This is a genomic window from Streptomyces sp. NPDC001204, from assembly GCF_053598035.1.
This window is the reverse complement of sequence record NZ_JBSFJL010000017.1, coordinates 148,331-168,832: the sequence shown is the minus strand read 5'-3', so window position 1 is coordinate 168,832 and position 20,502 is coordinate 148,331. Positions and strand designations below refer to the sequence as shown.

Genomic DNA, 20,502 nt, shown 5'->3' with positions numbered 1-20,502 from the left:
AAACGCCCGGTTACATTCCGAACCCGGAAGCTAAGCCTCACAGCGCCGATGGTACTGCAGGGGGGACCCTGTGGGAGAGTAGGACGCCGCCGAACTACCTTTAGAGCTCCGGCTCCTGGGCAAACAGCCCGGGGGCCGGAGCTTTTTTGCGTTGGGGTAAAGTCAGGAGGCATCGTCGGTATCTTTCCCACAGGAGGCCCCCGGGTGGAGGTCCAGGAGACCCGTGTTCAGACGGACCGGGTCCTCACCATCCCGAACATCCTCAGCATGGCGCGGCTCGTCGGCGTACCCCTCTTCCTGTGGCTGATTCTCCGGCCGGAGTTCGGTGGCCCCAAGAGTGATGGCTGGGCACTGCTGGTGCTGGCGTTGAGCGGGGTCAGCGACTACCTCGACGGCAAGCTCGCACGACGGTGGAACCAGGTCAGCAGCCTCGGCCGGCTGCTCGACCCCGCCGCCGACCGGCTGTACGTTCTCTCCACCCTCCTCGGTCTCACCTGGCGCGAGATTCTGCCGCTGTGGCTGACCGCTCTTCTCGTGGCACGGGAATTGATGCTCCTGGTGGCCGTGGGTGTCCTCAGGCGACATGGCTACCCGCCGCCGCAGGTGAACTTCCTGGGGAAGGCGGCGACGTTCAACCTGATGTATGCGTTCCCCTTGTTGCTGCTCAGTGACGGCAGCGGATGGATCGCGTCACTCGCGGCCATTTTCGGATGGGCGTTCGCGGGATGGGGTACAACGCTCTATTGGTGGGCAGGAGTCCTCTACGTGGTACAAGTCCGCCGTCTGGTCCGTGCGGACGCCACGGCCGACTGACTTCCCCTCATCGAGGCAGCCGCGGGGACTCCGATGGCCCGCCTGGGAAAAGTGCGGGACAATCAGGACGGGTGCAGTCGGCTAGATCGTCGTCTCTTGGAGGAGGACGCTTCCGACATGAAGGCCGTCGTGATGGCCGGAGGCGAAGGCACGCGCCTTCGTCCGATGACCTCGAGCATGCCCAAGCCGCTCCTGCCAGTGGCCAACCGGCCGATCATGGAGCATGTGCTGAGGCTGCTCAAAAGGCATGGGCTGAATGAGACCGTCGTCACAGTCCAGTTCCTGGCCTCGTTGGTCAAGAACTACTTTGGTGATGGTGAAGAGCTCGGAATGGAGCTCACCTATGCCAACGAGGAGAAGCCACTCGGAACCGCCGGCAGCGTCAAGAACGCCGAGGAGGCGTTGAAGGACGACGCGTTCCTCGTCATCTCCGGTGATGCCCTGACCGACTTCGACCTCACCCGGCTGATCGAATTCCACAAGGAAAAGGGCGCGATGGTGACCGTGTGTCTCACGCGCGTGCCCAATCCGCTGGAATTCGGTATCACCATCGTCGACGAAGAGGGCAAGGTCGAGCGCTTCCTGGAGAAGCCGACCTGGGGCCAGGTCTTCTCCGACACCGTGAACACGGGCATCTACGTGATGGAGCCCGAGGTGTTCAACTATGTCGACCCCGACGTTCCGGTCGACTGGTCCGGCGATGTCTTCCCGCAACTGATGAAGGAAGGCAAGCCGATTTACGGCTATATCGCCGAGGGCTACTGGGAGGACGTCGGCACCCACGAGAGCTATGTGAAGGCGCAGGCCGACGTCCTGGAGGGCAAGGTCGACGTCGAGATCGACGGCTTCGAGATCTCCCCGGGAGTCTGGGTCGCCGAGGGCGCCGAGGTGCACCCGGACGCCGTGCTGCGCGGGCCGCTCTACATCGGCGACTACGCCAAGGTGGAGGCCGGCGCCGAGATCCGCGAGCACACCGTCGTCGGCTCCAACGTCGTCGTGAAGAGCGGGGCCTTCCTGCACAAAGCCGTCGTGCACGACAACGTGTACATAGGCCAGCACAGCAACCTGCGTGGCTGTGTCGTCGGCAAGAACACCGACATCATGCGCGCGGCGCGGATCGAGGACGGCGCGGTCATCGGTGACGAGTGCCTGATCGGTGAAGAATCGATCGTGCAGGGCAACGTGCGGGTGTACCCGTTCAAGACCATCGAGGCCGGCGCCTTCGTCAACACCTCGGTGATCTGGGAGTCGCGGGGCCAGGCGCACCTCTTCGGGGCCCGCGGAGTGTCCGGGATCCTGAACGTGGAGATCACCCCGGAGCTCGCCGTACGGCTCGCCGGCGCCTACGCGACCACGCTCAAGAAGGGCTCCACGGTCACCACGGCCCGCGACCACTCCCGGGGTGCCCGCGCGCTCAAGCGGGCGGTGATCTCGGCCCTCCAGGCCAGCGCCATCGACGTGCGGGACCTGGAGAACGTGCCGCTGCCGGTCGCGCGGCAGCAGACCGCGCGGGGCAGCGCGGGCGGCATCATGATCCGGACCACGCCCGGGGTGCCCGACTCGGTCGACATCATGTTCTTCGACGGACAGGGCGCCGACCTGTCGCAGGGCAGCCAGCGCAAGCTGGACCGGGTCTTCGCGCGCCAGGAGTACCGGCGTGCGTTCCCCGGCGAGATCGGTGACCTGTACTTCCCGTCCAGCGTCTTCGACTCGTACACCGGGTCGCTGCTGCGCAACGTCGACACCACCGGGATCGCCGAGTCGGGGCTCAAGGTCGTCGTGGACGCGTCGAACGGCAGCGCCGGACTCGTGCTGCCCAGCCTGCTCGGCAAGCTCGGGGTGGACTCGCTGACGATCAACCCCGGGCTGAACGAGGCCCGGCCGACGGAGACCGCCGACATGCGGCGCTCGGGTCTGGTGCGGCTCGGCGAGATCGTGGCGTCCTCCGGGGCCGCGTTCGGAGTGCGGTTCGACCCGGTGGGCGAGCGGCTGTCGCTCGTCGACGAGAGGGGCCGCATCATCGAGGACGACCGGGCGCTGCTGGTGATGCTCGACCTCATCGCGGCCGAGCGGCGCAGCGGCCGGGTGGCGCTGCCCGTCACGACCACTCGGATCGCCGAGCAGGTGGCCGCCTACCACGGCACCCAGGTGGAGTGGACGACGACCTCGCCCGACGACCTCACACGGGTCGGCGGCGAGGAGGGGACGACCTTCGGCGGCGACGGCAAGGGCGGGTTCATCGTCCCGGAGTTCAGCAGTGTCTACGACGGCACGGCGGCCTTCGTGCGGCTCATCGGGCTGGTCGCGCGCACCCAGCTCACCCTGAGCCAGATCGACGCCCGGATCCCGCGGGCGCACGTCCTGAAGCGCGATCTGGCGACGCCGTGGGCCGTCAAGGGCCTGGTGATGCGCCGGGTCGTCGAGGCGGCCGGAGACCGCTTCGTGGACACCACGGACGGTGTGCGGGTGGTGGAGACCGACGGCCGCTGGGTGATGGTCCTGCCCGACCCCGCCGAAGCGGTCACGCATCTGTGGGCCGAGGGGCCCGACGACGCCTCCGCCCAGACGCTGCTGGACGAGTGGGCGGCGGTCGTGGACAGCGCCGGCCGGTAGGACGCCAGGGCCGTGGAACAGGGCGCCGGCCGGTAAAACGGACAGCACGCACGCGTGCCGGACAAGTGTCCCCCAAGGGGGCCTGTCCGGCACGCCGGTGGGGCCATTCGGAGGTCACGGCCACGTCGTGCGACGATGTGCGGCATGCCGCAGCAACCCCCCATTCGGAGCAACCCCGCGCGGCCCTCCCGACCGGACGCCTCCATGTCGTTGATCACCAACGTCATGGACCACAGCCTCGACGACGGTTACGCCGAGTCCGCCGCTCGGAAGAAGGCCGCGGGCGAGAGCGGCATGCCGAAAACCGTCCGGGCGAAGCTCGGTCTGGCGGGCGGGCTGGTGCTGGCCGGTCTCGTGGTGACCGTGGGAGCGGCACAGGCCCGTGTGGCGGCCCCGGTCGTCGCCAAGGAGCGCCAGGAGCTGATCGACCGCATCGACAAGGAGACCGCGGCGGCCGACGAGCTCGAGGGCGCCGTCGACAAGCTGAGGGACGACGTGAACGCGCGGCAGCGCGAGGCGCTGCGGCACACCGGCGGCAACCCGCAGGCCGACCTGGTGAGCATGCTGGCGGGCGCCAGCGAGGTGTACGGCCCCGGTATGAGGCTCGTGGTGGACGACGCCAAGGAGGCCGGCACGAGCGGCGGCGGCAATCCGCGAGGGACGTCGGGTTTCTCCGACACCGGCCGGGTCCGGGACCGGGACATGCAGCGGGTGGTGAACGGGCTGTGGCAGTCGGGTGCCGAAGCAGTCTCCATCAACGGGCAGCGGCTGACGGCCCTGTCGGCGATCAGGGCCGCGGGTGACGCGATACTGGTCGACAACAAGCCGCTGGTGCCGCCGTACACGGTGCTCGCCGTGGGCGAGGGGAAACGGCTGAGCGCCCGGTTCCAGGACAGCCCCGACGGGCTGTACCTCCAGGCCCTGAAGGACAACTACGGCATCCGGAGCAGCATCTCCGTGGAGAGCGACCTCCGGCTGGCCGCCGCACCGAGTGTGATCGTACGTACAGCACAGCCGAGCACTGAGAAGGGCACATCGTGATCGCCGTACTGGGCCTCGTCGTGGGAGTGGTGGCCGGCCTGTTGGTCCGGCCGGAGGTTCCGGCGGTCGTCGAGCCTTATCTGCCGATCGCCGTCGTCGCGGCGCTGGACGCCGTCTTCGGCGGCCTGCGGGCCATGCTGGACGGCATCTTCGACGACAAGGTCTTCGTCGTGTCGTTCCTGTCCAACGTGGTCGTGGCCGCGCTGATCGTCTTCCTGGGCGACAAGTTGGGCGTGGGCGCCCAGCTGTCCACGGGTGTCGTGGTCGTCCTCGGTATCCGCATCTTCTCCAACGCCGCGGCGATCCGACGGCACGTGTTCCGGGCGTGAGAATCATGAGCCACCAGGACGAGCAGCCCGGGAACGGGCAGCAGGACACCCGGCCCGAGCAGCAGCGGCTGCGCCAGGAGTTGCCCGAGGAGGTGCCCGCGCAGGCGGCCGCCGGTGAGGGTCCCGGCGCCGAGGAGAGTTCCGAGCCCGCGCTGACCGGCCGCCAGCGGCTGGCCCAGGGGCTGTGGCCGCCGCGCTTCACCCGGGCCCAACTCGTCGTTGCCCTGCTGCTGTTCGGCCTCGGCTTCGGACTCGCTGTCCAGGTCGCCTCGAACAGCAGCGGCGACAACGCGCTGCGCGGCGCGCGGCAGGAGGATCTCGTCCGCATCCTCGATGAACTGGACGACCGTACTCAGCGTCTTGAAGACGAGAAGCAGGGTCTGGAGAAGCAGCGCCAGGAGCTGGAGAACAGCTCGGACCAGGCCGAGGAGGCCCGCAGGCAGACGGCCGAGAAGGAGCAGCAACTCGGCATCCTCGCGGGCACGGTGGCCGCGCAGGGACCCGGCATCACGGTGACGGTCGAGGACACGAAGGGGACGGTCCGGGCGGACATGCTGCTCGACGCGATACAGGAGCTGCGCGCGGCCGGTGCGGAGGCGATCGAGGTGAACGGTGTACGTGTGGTCGCGAACACTTATGTCACCGACTCCGGCAAGAGCGTGGACGTCGACGGGAACAAGATCAACGCCCCGTATCGTTTCAAGGTCATCGGCAAGCCGCAGGACCTCGAACCGGCGCTCAACATTCCTGGAGGCGTGGTGCAGACCCTGGAGAAGGAGCAGGCCACCGTGACCATCGACCGTTCGGACAAGATCGTCGTGGACGCCTTGCGGGCGGCGAAGAGGCCTGACTACGCTCGGTCGTCCTCGCGGTGAACCGGCGGTGCATGGCGTTCGTCCGGCAGGGGCATGAGGTTGCGGGGGGTCGGCGCATCGATTGGGTGGTGCGTGGTGGAAACTGTCTGGTGGATATGGACGTTGTGAAGATGTCCGGGTCGACCGGTGTATGCAGTCAGGGTTCGTCCTGCCCCACGGGCGGGTCTGTTTCGGTCAAGGGGAATCGCCCGTGAAGTTGTTTGCGAAGTTGTTCGGCAAGAGCGCGCGAGAGGGCGGCGAGAACGCGACCGCCCGTCATCGCGCACAGCCTGACGCCGAGGGCCAGCGTCCGCTGTTCAGGGACCAGGTGGCCGGTCAGGACGCGTCGTCGGTTGACCCTGCCCAGTCGGGCGGCATAGGTTTCGGGCAACCGTCGACCTCAGGTACGGCTGGAGGGTTCGCCGCCGGCCCGTACGCGTCCGATGCCCCCGCGGGGCAGCCGCGGCAGGAGGATCCGTCCATGTCGGTCCTGGTGTGTACGAGGTGCGGTAACCGCAACGCGCAGAACAGCCGCTTCTGCTCCAACTGCGGTGCGCCGCTGCGGCCCGGTGCGACGCCGGAGCGGTCGTCGGAGACGACCTCGACGATCTCGATCTCCGGTCTCGAGGCCTACGACGCCGAGGCCACCGGTCAGACGCCGATGCTCTCTCCGGAGGCGCAGGCGGCCGTCGACGCGCTGCCGCTGGGCTCGGCCCTGCTGGTGGTGCGCCGAGGCCCGAACTCCGGCAGCCGCTTCCTCCTGGACGGCGAGCTGACCACGGCGGGGCGTCATCCGCAGAGCGACATCTTCCTGGACGACGTGACGGTCTCGCGTCGCCATGTGGAGTTCCGCCGCAGCCCGGACGGCTCGTTCACGGTGGCCGACGTCGGCAGTCTGAACGGCACGTACGTCAACCGGGAGCCGATCGACCAGGTCGCTCTGTCCAACGGTGACGAGGTGCAGATCGGCAAGTACCGGCTGGTCTTCCACTCGAGCCGACAGGGCGTCTGACCTGTCAGGGAAGGTCCATGCGCCAATCACCGAGCGGCGGCGCCGGGCACGGCGCCGCCGCCACGGACAGTGGGCTGAAGAGCATCGGCACGGTGCTGAACGTGCTGCGCGACGAGTTCCCCGAGGTCACCGTCTCCAAGATCCGTTTCCTGGAGTCGGAGGGGCTCGTCGAGCCGCGGCGCACCCCCTCGGGGTACCGCAAGTTCAGCACCGACGACGTCGAGCGGCTGGCCCTGGTCCTGCGGATGCAGCGGGACCACTACCTGCCGTTGAAGGTGATCCGCGAGTACCTGGACGCCATGGAGCGCGGCGAGGCGGTCCACCTGCCGGCGGTCGGCCGGCAGCGTGACGGCGCGGCCGTGCCGACGCCGGCCGAGGCGCCCACGGGGGCCCGGATCGGGCGGGCCGAGCTGCTCGCCGCCGCCGGCATCGAGGAGGGGGAGCTGCGGGAGTGGGAGTCGTACGGGCTGCTCACTCCGTTGGCGGACGGGGCCTACGGCACCGAGTCGGTGACCGTGGCCTCGCTCGTCTCCGAGCTGGGGCGTTTCGGGATCGAGCCCCGGCACCTGCGGGTGATGAAGGCGGCGGCCGACCGCGAGGCCGGGCTCGTCGACCAGGTGGTGGCGCCGCTCAAGCGGCACCGCAACCCGCAGACCAGGGCACATGCGGAGGCCCGCGCCAAGGAGCTCGCGGAACTCACGGTGCGGCTGCACACGGTGCTGGTCCAGGCCGCGCTGGGGGTGCGGCTGCCGTGAGCGGGCCGGGGAGGCGGCCGGATCCTCCTCCCATGACCGGCCCGACTACCCAAACGGTCGGGGCACCGCCTAGGGTTGCTGTGTGAACGAGCTCGATGTCGTAGGTGTCCGGGTCGAGATGCCCTCCAACCAGCCGATCGTGCTCCTGCGTGAAGTGGGAGGCGACCGTTACCTCCCCATCTGGATCGGGCCAGGGGAGGCGACGGCGATCGCCTTCGCCCAACAGGGCATGGCCCCTGCGCGGCCGCTGACCCACGACCTGTTCAAGGACGTGCTGGAAGCGGTCGGCCAGGAACTCACGGAAGTGCGCATCACGGACCTGCGTGAAGGCGTCTTCTACGCCGAGCTGGTGTTCGCCAGCGGTGTCGAGGTGAGCGCCCGGCCGTCCGACGCCATAGCGCTGGCCCTGCGTACCGGGACGCCGATCTTCGGCAGCGACACGGTGCTCGACGACGCGGGCATCGCGATCCCGGACGAGCAGGAGGACGAGGTGGAGAAGTTCCGCGAGTTCCTCGACCAGATCTCGCCGGAGGACTTCGGCACCAGCAGCCAGTGAAGCGCCCGTAGGAGCCAAGGGAGACCGTCCCGCGGCCTCCCCCCGAGGCATTCGGATAGCCTTTCCCGGCGATGGGGTACGCGAAACCACTCTTAGGGTGATTATCACTCGGCGTGCCGAGTGTGGCGATCGTTGACGCACCCCTGGTGACTGCCTACCGTCGAGGAGGCAGGTCAAGGACGGAGGTCGGCGTGAGAAGCAGCGGCGACGGTACGGCTGGGGGTGCCCCCGGACGCAATGCCGGGGGAAGCGGTCCGTACCCTCCCCCGAGCTCTCGGCTCCGACCGAGCGGGGGGTATCCCCCTGGAGGGGGCGTGGCCGGTCGTGCTCCGCAGCGACCGACGGCGGTGCCGAGCAGCGGAGGGGCGGCGGCCATGGCTACCGAGCAGATCGGCTACCGCGGTCCGACGGCCTGCGCGGCCGCCGGCATCACCTACCGGCAACTGGACTACTGGGCGCGCACCGGGCTGGTCGAGCCGAGCGTGCGTCCCGCCCACGGGTCCGGCACTCAACGTCTCTACAGCTTCCGGGACGTCGTCGTCCTGAAGATCGTCAAGAGGTTCCTCGACACCGGCGTGTCGCTGCAGAACATCCGTAGCGCCGTCCAGCACCTGCGCGAGTGCGGTCTGCGTGACCTGGAGCGGATGACGCTGATGAGCGACGGTGCCACGGTGTACGAGTGCACGTCGCCCGACGAGGTGCACGCACTGCTCCAGGGGGGCCAGGGAATCTTCGGCATCGCCGTCGGCGTGGTGTGGCGCGATGTGGAGAGCGCGCTGTCGCAGCTGCACGGTGAGCGCATCGACACCGGGGAGACGCTCGTGGGGCACAATCCGGGCGACGAACTCGCCCGGCGGCGCAACCGGGCCGTCTGAGCGCCCCCTCGGCCGGCTCCGGTCGTTGCGGCCACTGACCTGGCCCCCATGGGCCCGATCAGCCCGCTCGGCCCCCGGACCGGCTTCGAGAGGCCGTACGGGTGCCGCCGGAACCGGTGCGTTGTCAGTGGCGTGGTGCAGCATCGTAGATGTGAGAACCGCACCCACGATCCTCCATCTCGACATGGATGCCTTCTTCGCCTCCGCGGAGCAGGCGTCCAAGCCGAGCCTGCGCGGGAAGGCCGTGGTCGTGGGCGGGCTGGGACCGCGCGGCGTGGTGGCCACGGCGTCGTACGAGGCGCGCGTCTTCGGCGTCCACTCCGCGATGCCGATGGCCCAGGCGCGGCGGCTGGCGCCGAACGCCGCGTACCTCGTGCCGCGCTTCTCCTTCTACCGCTCCATCAGCGAGCGGGTGATGGGCCTGCTGCGGGCGCTGTCGCCGCTGGTGGAGCCGCTGAGCCTGGACGAGGCGTTCGTGGACCTGGAGGCCGGGGGAGCCGCCAGGGACGCGGAATCAGCCCGGCTGGCGGGGGCGAGGCTGCGTGCCGATATCCGGGCCGTCACGGGGCTCACGGGGTCCGTGGGGCTCGCCGCCTCCAAGATGCTCGCCAAGATCGGCTCCGAGCAGGCCAAGCCCGACGGCCTGGTGCTCATCGAGCCCGGCACCGAGCGGGCCCTGCTCGGTCCGCTGTCCGTGCGGACCCTGCCGGGCGTGGGCCCGGCCACGGGCGACCATCTGCGGCGGGCCGGGATCCACACCGTCGAGGAGATCGCCGAGGCCGGCGAGGACGAGCTCGTACGGCTGCTCGGCAAGGCGCACGGGCACGCGCTGTACGCGATGGCGCTGGCCCAGGACGACCGTCCCGTCGTCGCCGAGCGCGAGACGAAGTCGGTGTCCGTCGAGGACACCTACGACGTGGACATCCACGACCGCCTCCGGGTGGCTCTGGAGGTGCAGCGGCTCGCCGACCGGTGCGTGGGGAGGCTGCGCGGGGCCGGTCTTTCGGGGCGCACCATCGTGCTGAAGGTGCGCCGCTACGACTTCTCCACCCTGACCCGCTCCGAGACCCTGCGCGGGCCCACCGACGACTCCGCGGTGATACGGGAGGCGGCCGCCCGGCTGCTGGACTCCGTGGACACCACGGGCGGCGTACGGCTGCTCGGCGTGGGCGTGTCCGGGCTCGCCGACTACACCCAGGAGGACCTGTTCGCGCAGGCCGCGGGCGCGCAGGCGCAGAGCCCGGCCGAGGAGCGGCCGGAGGAACCCGCCGAGCGGCAGCCGGCACCCACCGAGCGGCGGTGGCCGGCGGGCCACGACGTACGGCACGCCGAGTACGGCCACGGATGGGTACAGGGCAGCGGCCTCGGCCGCGTCACCGTGCGCTTCGAGACTCCTGACTCCGCGCCGGGCCGGGTTCGCACCCTCCTCATGGACGACCCGGACCTGGAACCGGCCGAACCCCTCCCTCTGGTTCCTCTGGTTCCTCCCGTCCCGCCGGTTCCTCAGGCTCAGCCTTCGTCCGGACCCGAGCCGGAGCCTGCCAGCTTGCCGAAGTGGTGGTCCGGAACGGTCGGTGGAGGGGCCACGTCGAGGCCGTAGTGGTGGTAGAGCTGCAGTTCCTGCTCGGGGGACAGATGGCGGCCCACGCCGAAGTCGGGGGCCTCCTTGATCAGTGCGCGGTCGAAGGGGACGTGCAGGGCGCCTTCGACCAGTTCGCTGGGTTCCAGGGGGACGAAGGCGTCCCGGGAGAACAAGCCGGTGCGTATGGCCGCCCACTCCGGCACACCGGTCGCGTCGTCGAGGTAGACCTCGTCCACCGTGCCGATCTTGTGGCCGCTGCGGTCGAACGCCTTGCGGCCGATCAGGTTGCGCGGATCGATCTCCGTCTGCACTGGTCCCTCCACGTGGTCGCAACTCATCCGTAACCACTACAAAAGAGCACATTCAGCAAGGCGGCCACTCGAAGACCCGTGCGGCTGCCCCGCTGGTAGGCTGGCACCGGCTGCTGACCCCGTGCGGGAGAGCCCTCCGGTACCACCGGGGGCGCCGAAGGAGCAAATCCTCCCCGGAATCTCTCAGGCCCACGTACCGCACGGACGAGGTCACTCTGGAAAGCAGAGCGGGTGTCGACGGCTTCCGCTCTCACCGACGGTGAAAACCGGGAGCCCCTCGGGCGGCCCGGTGAAACTCTCAGGTTGAGATGACAGAGGGGGAGGCCGTCGGGGCACCTGTGCCGTGGTGTCCCTCGAAGGTCGTGTCAGACCAGGAGGCCTCCGCAATGACCGCCCAGCGCATTCCGCTCTCCGAGCTCGAACAGGGCATCCCCTTCGAACAGCGCCACATCGGGCCCGACCAGGAGGCGCGGGCCAAGATGCTCGCGCAGGTCGGCTACGGCTCGCTCGACGAGCTCACCGCCGCCGCGGTGCCCGATGTGATCAAGAACGCCGACGCGCTCGACCTGCCCGGCGCCCGCACCGAGGCCGAGGTGCTGGCCGAGCTGCGCTCCCTGGCCGACCGCAACCAGGTCCTCGGCTCGATGATCGGACTCGGCTACTACGGGACCTTCACCCCGCCGGTCATCCTGCGCAACGTCATGGAGAACCCGGCCTGGTACACCGCCTACACCCCCTACCAGCCGGAGATCTCCCAGGGCCGGCTGGAGGCGCTGCTGAACTTCCAGACCGTGGTCGCCGAACTGACCGGTCTGCCGACCTCCGGCGCGTCGCTGCTCGACGAGGGCACCGCCGCCGCCGAGGCCATGGCGCTGTCCCGGCGCATGGGCAAGAACAAGAAGGGCCTGTTCCTGGTCGACGCGGACGCGCTGCCGCAGACCATCGCCGTCATCGAGACCCGCGCCGAGCCGACCGGCGTCGAGGTCGTCGTCGCCGACCTCGGCGCGGGCATCCCCGCCGAGATCGCCGAGCGCGAGATCAACGGTGTGCTCCTCCAGTACCCGGGCACCTCCGGCGCCGTGCGCGACCTCAAGCCCGTCATCGACCAGGCGCACGAGCTGGGCGCCCTGGTCACCGTCGCCGCCGACCTGCTCGCGCTCACCCTGCTGAAGTCGCCCGGCGAGCTGGGCGCGGACATCGCCGTCGGCACCACCCAGCGCTTCGGCGTGCCGATGGGCTTCGGCGGCCCGCACGCCGGCTACATGGCGGTGCACGAGAAGTTCGCGCGCAGCCTGCCCGGCCGCCTGGTCGGTGTCTCCGTCGACGCCGACGGCAACAAGGCCTACCGCCTCGCCCTGCAGACCCGTGAGCAGCACATCCGCCGCGAGAAGGCCACCAGCAACATCTGCACCGCCCAGGTGCTGCTCGCCGTCATGGCCGGCATGTACGCGGTCTACCACGGCCCCGAGGGCCTGCGGGACATCGCTCTGCGCACCCACCGCTATGCCACGGTCCTCGCCGAGGGCCTCGAGGCCGGCGGCTTCGAGATCGTGCACGGCGCGTACTTCGACACGCTGACCGTCAAGGCGGAGGGGCGTGCCGCCGAGGTCGTCGCCGCGGCCCGCGAGGGCGGCGTGAACCTGCGCCTGGTCGACGCCGACCACGTCTCGCTCGCCTGCGACGAGACCACCACCCGGGACCGGCTGCGCGCCGTGTGGGCCGCCTTCGGCGTCGGGGGCGACATCGAGGCGCTGGACGCGGCCGCCGAGGACGCGCTGCCCGGGGCGCTGCTGCGCGACGACGCCTACCTCACCCACCCCGTCTTCCACCAGTACCGGTCCGAGACCGCGATGCTGCGTTACCTGCGCCGGCTGGCCGACCGCGACTACGCCCTCGACCGCGGCATGATCCCGCTGGGCTCGTGCACCATGAAGCTCAACGCGACGACCGAGATGGAGCCGGTCACCTGGCCGGAGTTCGGGCAGCTGCACCCCTTCGTTCCCGCCGAGCAGGCGCAGGGCTACCTCACCCTCATCCGCGAGCTGGAGGAACGTCTCGCCGAGGTCACCGGCTACGACAAGGTCTCCCTTCAGCCGAACGCCGGTTCCCAGGGCGAGCTGGCCGGTCTGCTCGCCGTGCGCGGCTACCACCGTGCCAACGGCGACGAGCAGCGCACCATCTGCCTCATCCCGTCCTCCGCGCACGGCACCAACGCCGCCAGCGCCGTGATGGCCGGAATGAAGGTCGTCGTCGTCAAGACCGCCGAGGACGGCGAGGTCGACGTCGAGGACCTGCGGGCGAAGATCGAGCAGTACCGCGAGCAGCTGGCCGTGCTGATGATCACCTACCCGTCCACGCACGGCGTGTTCGAGGAGCACGTCGCCGACATCTGCGCGCAGGTCCACGAGGCCGGCGGCCAGGTGTACGTCGACGGCGCCAACCTCAACGCCCTGGTGGGCCTCGCCAAGCCGGGTCACTTCGGCGGCGACGTCTCCCACCTGAACCTGCACAAGACGTTCTGCATCCCGCACGGCGGCGGCGGTCCCGGCGTCGGCCCGGTCGGCGTGCGCGCCCACCTGGCGCCGTACCTGCCCAACCACCCGCTCCAGCCCGACGCCGGCCCGGAGACCGGAGTCGGTCCGATCTCGGCCGCGCCGTGGGGCTCGGCCGGCATCCTGCCGATCTCCTGGGCCTACGTCCGCCTGATGGGCGGCGAGGGCCTCAAGCGGGCCACGCAGGTCGCCGTGCTCAGCGCCAACTACGTCGCCAAGCGCCTCGAGCCGCACTACCCGGTGCTCTACACCGGTCCCGGCGGCCTGGTCGCCCACGAGTGCATCATCGACCTGCGCCCGCTGACCAAGGCGACCGGGGTGACCGTGGACGACGTGGCCAAGCGGCTGATCGACTACGGCTTCCACGCGCCGACGATGTCGTTCCCGGTGGCCGGCACGCTGATGATCGAGCCGACCGAGTCCGAGGACCTGGCCGAGCTGGACCGGTTCTGCGATGCGATGATCGCGATCCGCGCCGAGATCGAGAAGGTCGGTTCCGGCCAGTGGCCCGCGGACGACAACCCGCTGCACGGCGCCCCGCACACCGCCGCCGCGCTCGGCGGGGAGTGGCAGCACGGCTACACCCGTGAGGAGGCCGTCTTCCCGGCCGGGGTCTCGGTGGCCGACAAGTACTGGCCGCCGGTGCGCCGCATCGACCAGGCCTTCGGCGACCGCAACCTCGTCTGCTCCTGCCCGCCGCTGGACGCGTACGAGGACTGATCGAGCGGCTCACGGGCTCCCGTCCGACCCGGGCGGGAGCCCTGGGTTTTCTTGCGTTCGGATCATGCCCGGGTGATCCGAACGAAAGACCCCCAGCCGTGTCACACGGTGGCCAGGGCGACCTCGGTCGACTTGATCAGGGCGGTGACGTGTGTGCCCGCCGCCAGGCCGAGTTCCGTGGCGGCGTCCCTGGTGATCGCGGCGGTCAGCTCGCCGCCCTCCACCTCGACCCGGACGGACGCCATGGCCGCGCCGAGGGCGATCCCGGTGACGGTGCCCGGCAGCCGGTTGCGGATCGACAGGCCCTCGACCGGCCCGGTGGCCAGGGACACCTCCGTCGACTTCACCAGGGCGCGTACGGCGCTGCCCTCGGTCAGGCGCAGGTCCTCGACGGCGTCCCTGGTGATCGCGGACGTGAGCTGTCCGCCTCCGTCCAGTCGCACGTGAACGAGGGCCATGGCCTCGCCGGGGGTGACGGTGGTGACCGTGCCGGGCAACTGGTTGCGCATGCTCAGGCTCATGGGCGTGCCTCGCGGTGGGTGGCGGATGTGGTGATCACCCACCGTAGGGCGGCCGGTGCCTCAGGCCGGGTAGGCGTGGGTCTGCGTCGCCTTGACGCTCGCCCAGACCGCCGCGCCCGGGTGCAGGTCCAGCTCGGCGGCCGCGACCGTGGTCAGGTCCGCGGTGAGGGCGAGTTCGCCGGTCAGGTCGGCGCGGATCTGGTCGCCGTGGGTCTCCAGGCCGGCGACCTCGCAGCGCCACAGGTTGCGCGCGCTGGAGCTCGAGGGGCGGTCCCGGTGGAGGGTGACCGCACTCGGCGGGAAGGCCACGAAGACCGCTCCCGTCAGGTCCTCGGTGGTGGTGACGGCGGGACCGGTCGCGAGGCGGACGGTGTGGCCCTCGGCCTCCCCGCGGTAGAGGTTCAGGCCCACGAGCTGTGCGACGTAGTCGGTGCGCGGACGGCGGGCGATCTCCGACGGGGTGCCCTCCTGGACGACACGGCCGTGCTCGACGACGACGAGCCGGTCGGCCAGCACCATCGCGTCCAGCGGGTCGTGGGTGACCAGGACGGCGACGGCCTCGAACTCGGCGAGGTGCCGGCGCAGCTGGGCGCGGACCTCCAACCGGGTACGGGCGTCGAGCGCGGCGAGCGGTTCGTCGAGCAGCAGCAGCCGGGGCCCGGTGGCCAGGGCGCGGGCCAGCGCCACGCGCTGCGCCTGGCCGCCGGAGAGACGGCGGGGCTTGGCCCCCGTGTGGTCGGCCAGCCCCATCCGGTCCAGCCACCGCGCTGCCTGCGCCCGGGCCTCGGCCTTCGACGCGCCCCGGCAGCGCGGCCCGAACGCCACGTTGTCCAGGGCCGACAGGTGCGGGAACAGCAGGTAGTCCTGGAAGACCACGCCGACCGGGCGTGCCTCGGGCGGTGTGCGGTCCAGCGCGGCGCCGTCCAGGCGCAGATGGCCGCCGGCGAGCGGGACCAGGCCCGCCAGCGCGCGCAGAGCCGTCGTCTTCCCGGCGCCGTTCGGGCCGAGCAGCGCCACCACGTCGCCGGGGGCGGCGGTGAGCGGGACGTCGAGGCGGAAGCCGTCGCGGTCGACGACGAGGCGGGCGTCCAGGCCCTCCCCGGGCGCGCCCTCGGCACGCACGCCGGCGGTGGTCCGTTCGATGTCGGTCATGAGATGAACGTCCTGGATACGGGGCGGGTCGGGATCGGCGGCGGATTCATCAGGAGGCCGTCATCCAACGGTCCCGCAGACCCGCCAGTACGGCGATCGACACCGCGAGCAGCACCAGGCTCAGGGCGATCGCCGCCGCCGGGTCGTTCTGCAGGGCCAGGTAGACGGCCAGCGGCATGGTCTGCGTACGGCCGGGGAAGTTGCCGGCGAAGGTGATCGTCGCGCCGAACTCGCCGAGCGCCCGCGCCCAGGCGAGCACGGCGCCCGCGGCGATGCCCGGCGCGATCAGCGGCAGGGTGACCCGGCGGAACGCGGTGAAACGGGAGGCGCCCAGCGTGGTGGCCGCCTCCTCGTAGCGCGGGTCGGCGGCCCGCAGCGTGCCCTCGACGCTGATCACGAGGAACGGCATGGCCACGAACGCCTCCGCGACCACGACTCCGGCCGTGGTGAACGGCAGTGTGATTCCGAACCAGGAGTCCAGCCACTGCCCGACGACACCGTTGCGCCCCAAGGCCAGCAGCAGGGCCACACCGCCCACGACCGGGGGCAGCACGAGCGGCAGCGTCACCAGCGCCCGGACGAATCCACGTCCGGGGAAGTCGGTACGGGCCAGCAGCCAGGCCAGCGGGACACCGAGCACCAGGCTGACGGCGGTGGCGGCGGTGGCGCTGACCAGGGACAACTGGAGTGCCTGCCACACCTCGGCGCTGGTCAGCTGGTCCGGCAGGCTGCGCCAGGGGGCCCGGATCAGCAGCGCGATCAGCGGCAGCAGCAGGAACGCCAGGCCGACCAGGGCGGGCACCAGCAGGGGCAGCGGCGCCCCGCCGAGCGCGCGGCCGCGCCGCGACCCGTTCTTCCGGGTCACGGCGCGGGCCTCGTCGATCTCGGTCACGGCTTCAGGAACCCGGCCCCGGTCAGGACCTCCTGGCCCTCCGCCGACGTCACCAGCTCGACGAACGCCTTGGCCGCGGTGGCGTTGGGCGCGTTCTTGAGCAGGGTGATCGGGTAGTCGTTGACGGCCTCGGCCGACTCGGGGAACTCCACGCCCTGGACCCTGCCGGCGGCGGCCTTCACGTCGGTCTTGTAGACGAGGGCCGCGTCGGCCTCCTTCAGCTCGACCTTGGTCAGGGCGCTCTTGACGTCCTGCTCGTAGGAGACCGGGGTCAGCTTGAGCCGGCTCGCGTCCAGCACCTTCTGGGCGGCGGCGCCGCAGGGCACGGTCTTGTCGCACAGGACGACCTTCAGGCCGGACCTGGTGAGGTCCTTCAGCGAGGAGATCTTGTCCGGGTTGCCCGGCGCGGTCGCGATCTCGAGCTGGTTGCGGACGAAGGTGACCGGGGTGCCGGCCGCGTCCTTCTTGTCCGTCACGATCGCCATGGTCTTGGCGCTGGCGGCGGCGAACACGTCGGCGGGGGCACCGGAGGTGATGCTCGCGGCGAGGCTGTCGCTGCCGCCGAAGTTGAAGGTGACCTTGGTGCCCGGGTGCTGCTGCTCGAACTGCTTGCCGAGCGTGGTGAAGCTCTCCTTCAGCGAGGCGGCGGCGAAGACGGTCACGGTGCCGGACAGCTTCGGCGCGGCGGACGCCGAGGTGCCGGACCCGGCCGAGGACGAACCGTCGGAGGACGAGGAGGAACAGGCGCTGAGAGCCAGCAACGCCGCGGCCCCCGCAACTCCCGACTTCAGCATCCTGGTCCGTCGCGTGGAACGGGTCATCACGGTTCTACTCCTCTGGCTCTGCACGGAAGAAGCTGTCGCGCCCTGCCACGACCGCTCATATGGTCGTGCCGCGATCATACTGCCGCAATTGCCAGGTGTAAGGGCCCTGTTGCATCGCATGAGCTGGCGAAGCGTGACGCACGGCTTGCATGTGCGTTTGTACGAGGCGGTCGTTCGGGTACGGACACTCAGGAGGTGGTGCCCGTGACGCTCGCGGAGCTCGACCTGACCGGCGACCTCGCCCGCCCGGCCCGGCTGACCGTGCGGGATCTGCTCGGGTGGCCGCAGCACGGGGTGGGAGTCGCCTTCGACTGCGCCACCAGCGGAGTGCAGCACCACCGGTTCACCGGACCGCGCCTGTACGACGTGCTCTCCGCGGCGGGGCCCGGTTTCGACCCGGCCCGGCGCAAGGACCGGCTGCGCTTCCTGATCGCGGTCACGGCCGCCGACGGGCATCACGCGCTGCTGTCGTGGGCCGAGATCGATCCCGACTTCGCCGACGCTCCGGTCCTGCTCGCGGTGACCATCGACGGCGCCCGGCTCGACGGCGCCGGCCCCCAGCTGGTCCTGCCGCAGGACCGCTGCGGCGCGCGGTACGTCAGCGGTGTCCGGGCGATACGCGTGGACGGCGGCTATCGCGCGCGTGCCCGGGGGTGAGTGCGTTCGGCTACGTGCGGTCGATGTGCACGTTCGTCGACTTCACGCGGGCGGTGGCCTCCATGCCGACCTCCAGGCCCAGTTCCTCCACGGCCTCCCGGGTCAGCAGGGAGACCAGGCGGTGCGGTCCGGCCTGGATCTCGACCTGGGCGGCGACGTCGCCGAGTTTGATGGCGGTCACGATGCCGGCGAAGGCGTTGCGGGCCGACGTGTACGAGGGGCCCTCCTCGCCGCCGCCGGTCCGGGCCAGCTCGACCGAGAACGCGGCGAGGTCCCGGCCGTCGATGAGCCGGCGTCCGCTGTCGTCGCGGTGGGTGGCCATCCGGCCCGCGTCCGCCCAGCGGCGCGCGGTGTCCGGGCTGACGCCCAGCAGCCGGGCCGCCTGCCCGATCGTGTAGGACTGCATGCCGGTCACGATAGGGCCGCGGGCGGCGCGGGGCCGACCTGGGGGTGGGCCGTTCGCGGGCACGGCTCAGCCGGTGTGCACCCGCGGCCGCTTGGTGCGGTCCGGCTCCGCCTCGCGCAGCACCTCGCGTGTGACCGGCGCGACCTCGCCCTGGCCGAAGAGGAAGAAGCGCAGGAAGTTGGCGAACGGGTTGCCCTCGGTCCACTCGAAGTAGATGTGCGGGGTGCGGCCGGTCATCTCCCGGACGTGGAGGAGGAGCGCGGCCAGGGCGTTCGGGACGGACGCGGACTCCAGGGCCAGCACGCGGTAGCGGTCGTGCCTGACCTCGCCGTGCACGGTCAGGCCGGCCTCGAACTCCGAGGGGTCGGTGACCGTCACCTCGACGAAGACGAAGTCCTCCGTGGGCGGGATGTCGCTGTCGCTGCGGATCTGCTCGATCTTGTCGCGGTACTCGGACTTGTCCTGCCGTTCGGGCTCCTTGGCGATGAACCGGATCTTGCGGCTGGCGATGTCTCTGACGAAGCGTTCCGCCATGCCGTCCAGCGTCACGCTCGTCACCCGCAGCTCGAAGGAACGCGCGAGCCGCGACAGCAGCGAGACCAGGATGATCCCCGCGATGAAGCAGGCGCCGATCTTCACACCGTCGGGACGCTCGATGACATTGACGACGGTCGTGTAGAGGAACACGGCCGAGATGACCCCGAACGCGATGGTCCATTTGCGCTGGCCGGCCCTGCGGGCGGCGATGGTCACCGCGATCGCCGCGGAGCTGATCAGCACGAGCACGCCCGTGGCGTACGCGCCGCCCTGCTTGTCGACGTTGGCGTCGAAGATCCAGGTGACCAGGAAGCCGATCAGAGTGAAGACGATGACCATCGGGCGGACCGCCCGCGCCCAGTGCGGGGCCATTCCGTAGCGGGGCAGGTACCTCGGCATCAGGTTGAGCAGCCCGGCCATCGCGGAGGCGCCCGCGAACCACAGGATCAGGATGGTCGAGACGTCGTAGACCGTGCCGAAGGTGTTGCCGAGGTACTCGTGCGCCAGATAGGCCAGGGCACGGCCGTTGGCCTGGCCGCCGGCCCTGAACTCCGGCGCCGGGATCAGCAGCGTGGTGATGAAGCTGGTGGCGATCAGGAAGCAGCTCATGATCAGCGCGGCCGTGGTGAGCAGCTTCCTGGTGTCCCGGATCCGGCCGGTGGGCCGTTCCTCGGTGTCGTCCGGGTTGCCCCGCACGTGCGGCATGACGGCGACACCGGTCTCGAAGCCGGACAGGCCGAGCGCCAGCTTGGGGAAGACGAGCAGGGCCACGCCGACCATGAGGAAGACGTTGCCGTGCTGGGCGGTCAGCGCGCCGGTCCAGTCGGTGACCACATGACCGGCGGTCAGGACGTGCCCCAGACCGACGACCACCACGACGGCGTTCAGCGCGAGATAGACCCCGACCAGGGCGAAGGCGACGCCGATCGCCTCCACGAAGCCCTTGAGGAAGACCGCGCCGAGCAGCGCGATGAGCAGGAGCGTGATCAGCATCTGGTGGCTGTGCAGCGCGGCCGTCAGATGCGGGTTCTCCACCAGGTGGGTCGAGGCGTCCGCGGCGGACAGCGTCATGGTGATCAGGAAGTCGGTGGCGGCGAAGCCGAGCAGGGTCAGCACGAACAGCTTGCCCTGCCAGAACGACAGCAGCCGCTCCAGCATCGCGATCGAGCCCGCGCCGTGCGGGCTCTCCGCCGCCACCCTGCGGTACACCGGCAGGGCACCCGCGAGGGTGACGAGCACCAGCACGAGGGTGGCGATCGGCGACAGCAGTCCGGCCGCGAGCGCCGCGATGCCCGGCTGGTATCCGAGCGTCGAGAAGTAGTCCACGCCGGTCAGGCACATCACCCTCCACCACCGCTGTCCCTTGTGCGGGGGCTCCGGCAGGGCGTGCGGGGCCTGCTGAATGCCCTTGCCCATGTCGGACAGGCCCTCCAGCATCCAGGCGCGCAGACGACTGGGAGGGTGCTCGGTGGTCGCCATGCCCCTGCTCCTGAGGTGTGG

At 70.5% G+C, this 20,502-nt stretch carries 19 protein-coding genes, 1 rRNA gene and 1 riboswitch; of the genes, 13 read left to right on the top strand and 7 right to left on the bottom strand.

The features are described from left to right. The 11 genes from rrf to ACWC91_RS23535 form a co-directional block, all read left to right on the top strand. A 5S ribosomal RNA gene (gene rrf, locus ACWC91_RS23585) occupies positions 1–95 on the top strand; the annotation flags it as partial. 109 nt (positions 96–204) lie between these two features. After that, a complete protein-coding gene (locus ACWC91_RS23580) occupies positions 205–813 on the top strand; it encodes a CDP-alcohol phosphatidyltransferase family protein (protein WP_225079163.1) in 609 nt (202 codons plus the stop codon). Between the two features lie 117 nt (positions 814–930). After that, the gene (locus ACWC91_RS23575; protein ID WP_450642577.1) at positions 931–3,426 is read left to right on the top strand and encodes a sugar phosphate nucleotidyltransferase; all 2,496 of its coding nucleotides are present in this window, start codon (positions 931–933) and stop codon (positions 3,424–3,426) included. Positions 3,427–3,570: 144 nt separating this feature from the next. Then, a complete protein-coding gene (locus tag ACWC91_RS23570) occupies positions 3,571–4,467 on the top strand; it encodes a DUF881 domain-containing protein (RefSeq protein WP_225079161.1) in 897 nt (298 codons plus the stop codon). Continuing rightward, the gene (locus ACWC91_RS23565) at positions 4,464–4,796 is read left to right on the top strand and encodes a small basic family protein (protein WP_003988855.1); all 333 of its coding nucleotides are present in this window, start codon (positions 4,464–4,466) and stop codon (positions 4,794–4,796) included. The genes ACWC91_RS23570 and ACWC91_RS23565 overlap by 4 nt, the downstream gene beginning before the upstream one ends. Before the next feature lie 5 nt (positions 4,797–4,801). Next, the gene (locus tag ACWC91_RS23560) at positions 4,802–5,671 is read left to right on the top strand and encodes a DUF881 domain-containing protein (RefSeq protein ID WP_225079160.1); all 870 of its coding nucleotides are present in this window, start codon (positions 4,802–4,804) and stop codon (positions 5,669–5,671) included. A gap of 130 nt (positions 5,672–5,801) precedes the next feature. Then, the gene (locus ACWC91_RS23555; RefSeq protein ID WP_225079159.1) at positions 5,802–6,662 is read left to right on the top strand and encodes an FHA domain-containing protein; all 861 of its coding nucleotides are present in this window, start codon (positions 5,802–5,804) and stop codon (positions 6,660–6,662) included. Positions 6,663–6,679: 17 nt separating this feature from the next. Continuing rightward, the gene (ftsR, locus tag ACWC91_RS23550; RefSeq protein WP_281155093.1) at positions 6,680–7,417 is read left to right on the top strand and encodes a transcriptional regulator FtsR; all 738 of its coding nucleotides are present in this window, start codon (positions 6,680–6,682) and stop codon (positions 7,415–7,417) included. 82 nt (positions 7,418–7,499) lie between these two features. Continuing rightward, entirely contained in the window at positions 7,500–7,973 is a 474-nt protein-coding gene (locus ACWC91_RS23545; protein WP_037684412.1) for a bifunctional nuclease family protein, read from the top strand. A gap of 191 nt (positions 7,974–8,164) precedes the next feature. Then, the gene (locus tag ACWC91_RS23540) at positions 8,165–8,848 is read left to right on the top strand and encodes a MerR family transcriptional regulator (RefSeq protein ID WP_225079157.1); all 684 of its coding nucleotides are present in this window, start codon (positions 8,165–8,167) and stop codon (positions 8,846–8,848) included. Positions 8,849–8,999: 151 nt separating this feature from the next. Beyond that, complete coding sequence (locus ACWC91_RS23535) at positions 9,000–10,448, top strand: DNA polymerase IV (protein WP_450642579.1); 1,449 nt, start codon at positions 9,000–9,002, stop codon at positions 10,446–10,448. Here ACWC91_RS23535 and ACWC91_RS23530 read toward each other — a convergent pair. Beyond that, complete coding sequence (locus ACWC91_RS23530; RefSeq protein WP_225079155.1) at positions 10,358–10,741, bottom strand: PRC-barrel domain-containing protein; 384 nt, start codon at positions 10,739–10,741, stop codon at positions 10,358–10,360. The two genes, ACWC91_RS23535 and ACWC91_RS23530, sit on opposite strands and share 91 nt — an antisense overlap. Positions 10,742–10,855: 114 nt before the next feature. Then, a riboswitch (glycine riboswitch) is annotated at positions 10,856–10,950 on the top strand. A gap of 177 nt (positions 10,951–11,127) precedes the next feature. On the opposite strand from ACWC91_RS23530, the gene gcvP reads away from it, so the two are divergent. Further along, on the top strand, positions 11,128–14,013 hold the full coding sequence (gene gcvP / locus ACWC91_RS23525) for an aminomethyl-transferring glycine dehydrogenase (RefSeq protein ID WP_225079154.1): 2,886 nt from the start codon (positions 11,128–11,130) through the stop codon (positions 14,011–14,013). 101 nt (positions 14,014–14,114) lie between these two features. On the opposite strand, the gene ACWC91_RS23520 is transcribed toward gcvP, so the two are convergent. From ACWC91_RS23520 to modA, 4 genes are read right to left on the bottom strand one after another with little or no spacing between them, the layout of a single operon-like run. Beyond that, positions 14,115–14,534, bottom strand: a complete 420-nt coding sequence (locus tag ACWC91_RS23520) for a TOBE domain-containing protein (protein WP_401781125.1) — start codon at positions 14,532–14,534, stop codon at positions 14,115–14,117. Between the two features lie 60 nt (positions 14,535–14,594). Further along, positions 14,595–15,686 (bottom strand): ABC transporter ATP-binding protein, encoded by a 1,092-nt coding sequence (locus ACWC91_RS23515; protein WP_450642581.1) that lies wholly within the window; start codon positions 15,684–15,686, stop codon positions 14,595–14,597. A gap of 49 nt (positions 15,687–15,735) precedes the next feature. After that, the gene (modB, locus tag ACWC91_RS23510) at positions 15,736–16,578 is read right to left on the bottom strand and encodes a molybdate ABC transporter permease subunit (RefSeq protein ID WP_374114053.1); all 843 of its coding nucleotides are present in this window, start codon (positions 16,576–16,578) and stop codon (positions 15,736–15,738) included. After that, positions 16,575–17,399: a molybdate ABC transporter substrate-binding protein gene (gene modA, locus ACWC91_RS23505; protein ID WP_225079151.1), complete on the bottom strand. Its 825-nt coding sequence runs from the start codon at positions 17,397–17,399 to the stop codon at positions 16,575–16,577. Before modA ends, modB begins: the two co-directional genes overlap by 4 nt. A 198-nt stretch (positions 17,400–17,597) precedes the next feature. Between modA and ACWC91_RS23500 the strand changes: the two genes are divergently transcribed. Beyond that, the gene (locus tag ACWC91_RS23500; RefSeq protein WP_450642583.1) at positions 17,598–18,059 is read left to right on the top strand and encodes a molybdopterin-dependent oxidoreductase; all 462 of its coding nucleotides are present in this window, start codon (positions 17,598–17,600) and stop codon (positions 18,057–18,059) included. Positions 18,060–18,069: 10 nt separating this feature from the next. Here the strand turns inward: ACWC91_RS23500 and ACWC91_RS23495 are convergent, their stop codons facing one another. Together ACWC91_RS23495 and ACWC91_RS23490 are read right to left on the bottom strand one after the other, a co-directional pair. Then, the gene (locus tag ACWC91_RS23495) at positions 18,070–18,465 is read right to left on the bottom strand and encodes a TOBE domain-containing protein (RefSeq protein ID WP_141362976.1); all 396 of its coding nucleotides are present in this window, start codon (positions 18,463–18,465) and stop codon (positions 18,070–18,072) included. A gap of 66 nt (positions 18,466–18,531) precedes the next feature. Further along, on the bottom strand, positions 18,532–20,481 hold the full coding sequence (locus ACWC91_RS23490) for an APC family permease (RefSeq protein WP_281155091.1): 1,950 nt from the start codon (positions 20,479–20,481) through the stop codon (positions 18,532–18,534). Between the last annotated feature and the right edge of the window lie 21 nt (positions 20,482–20,502).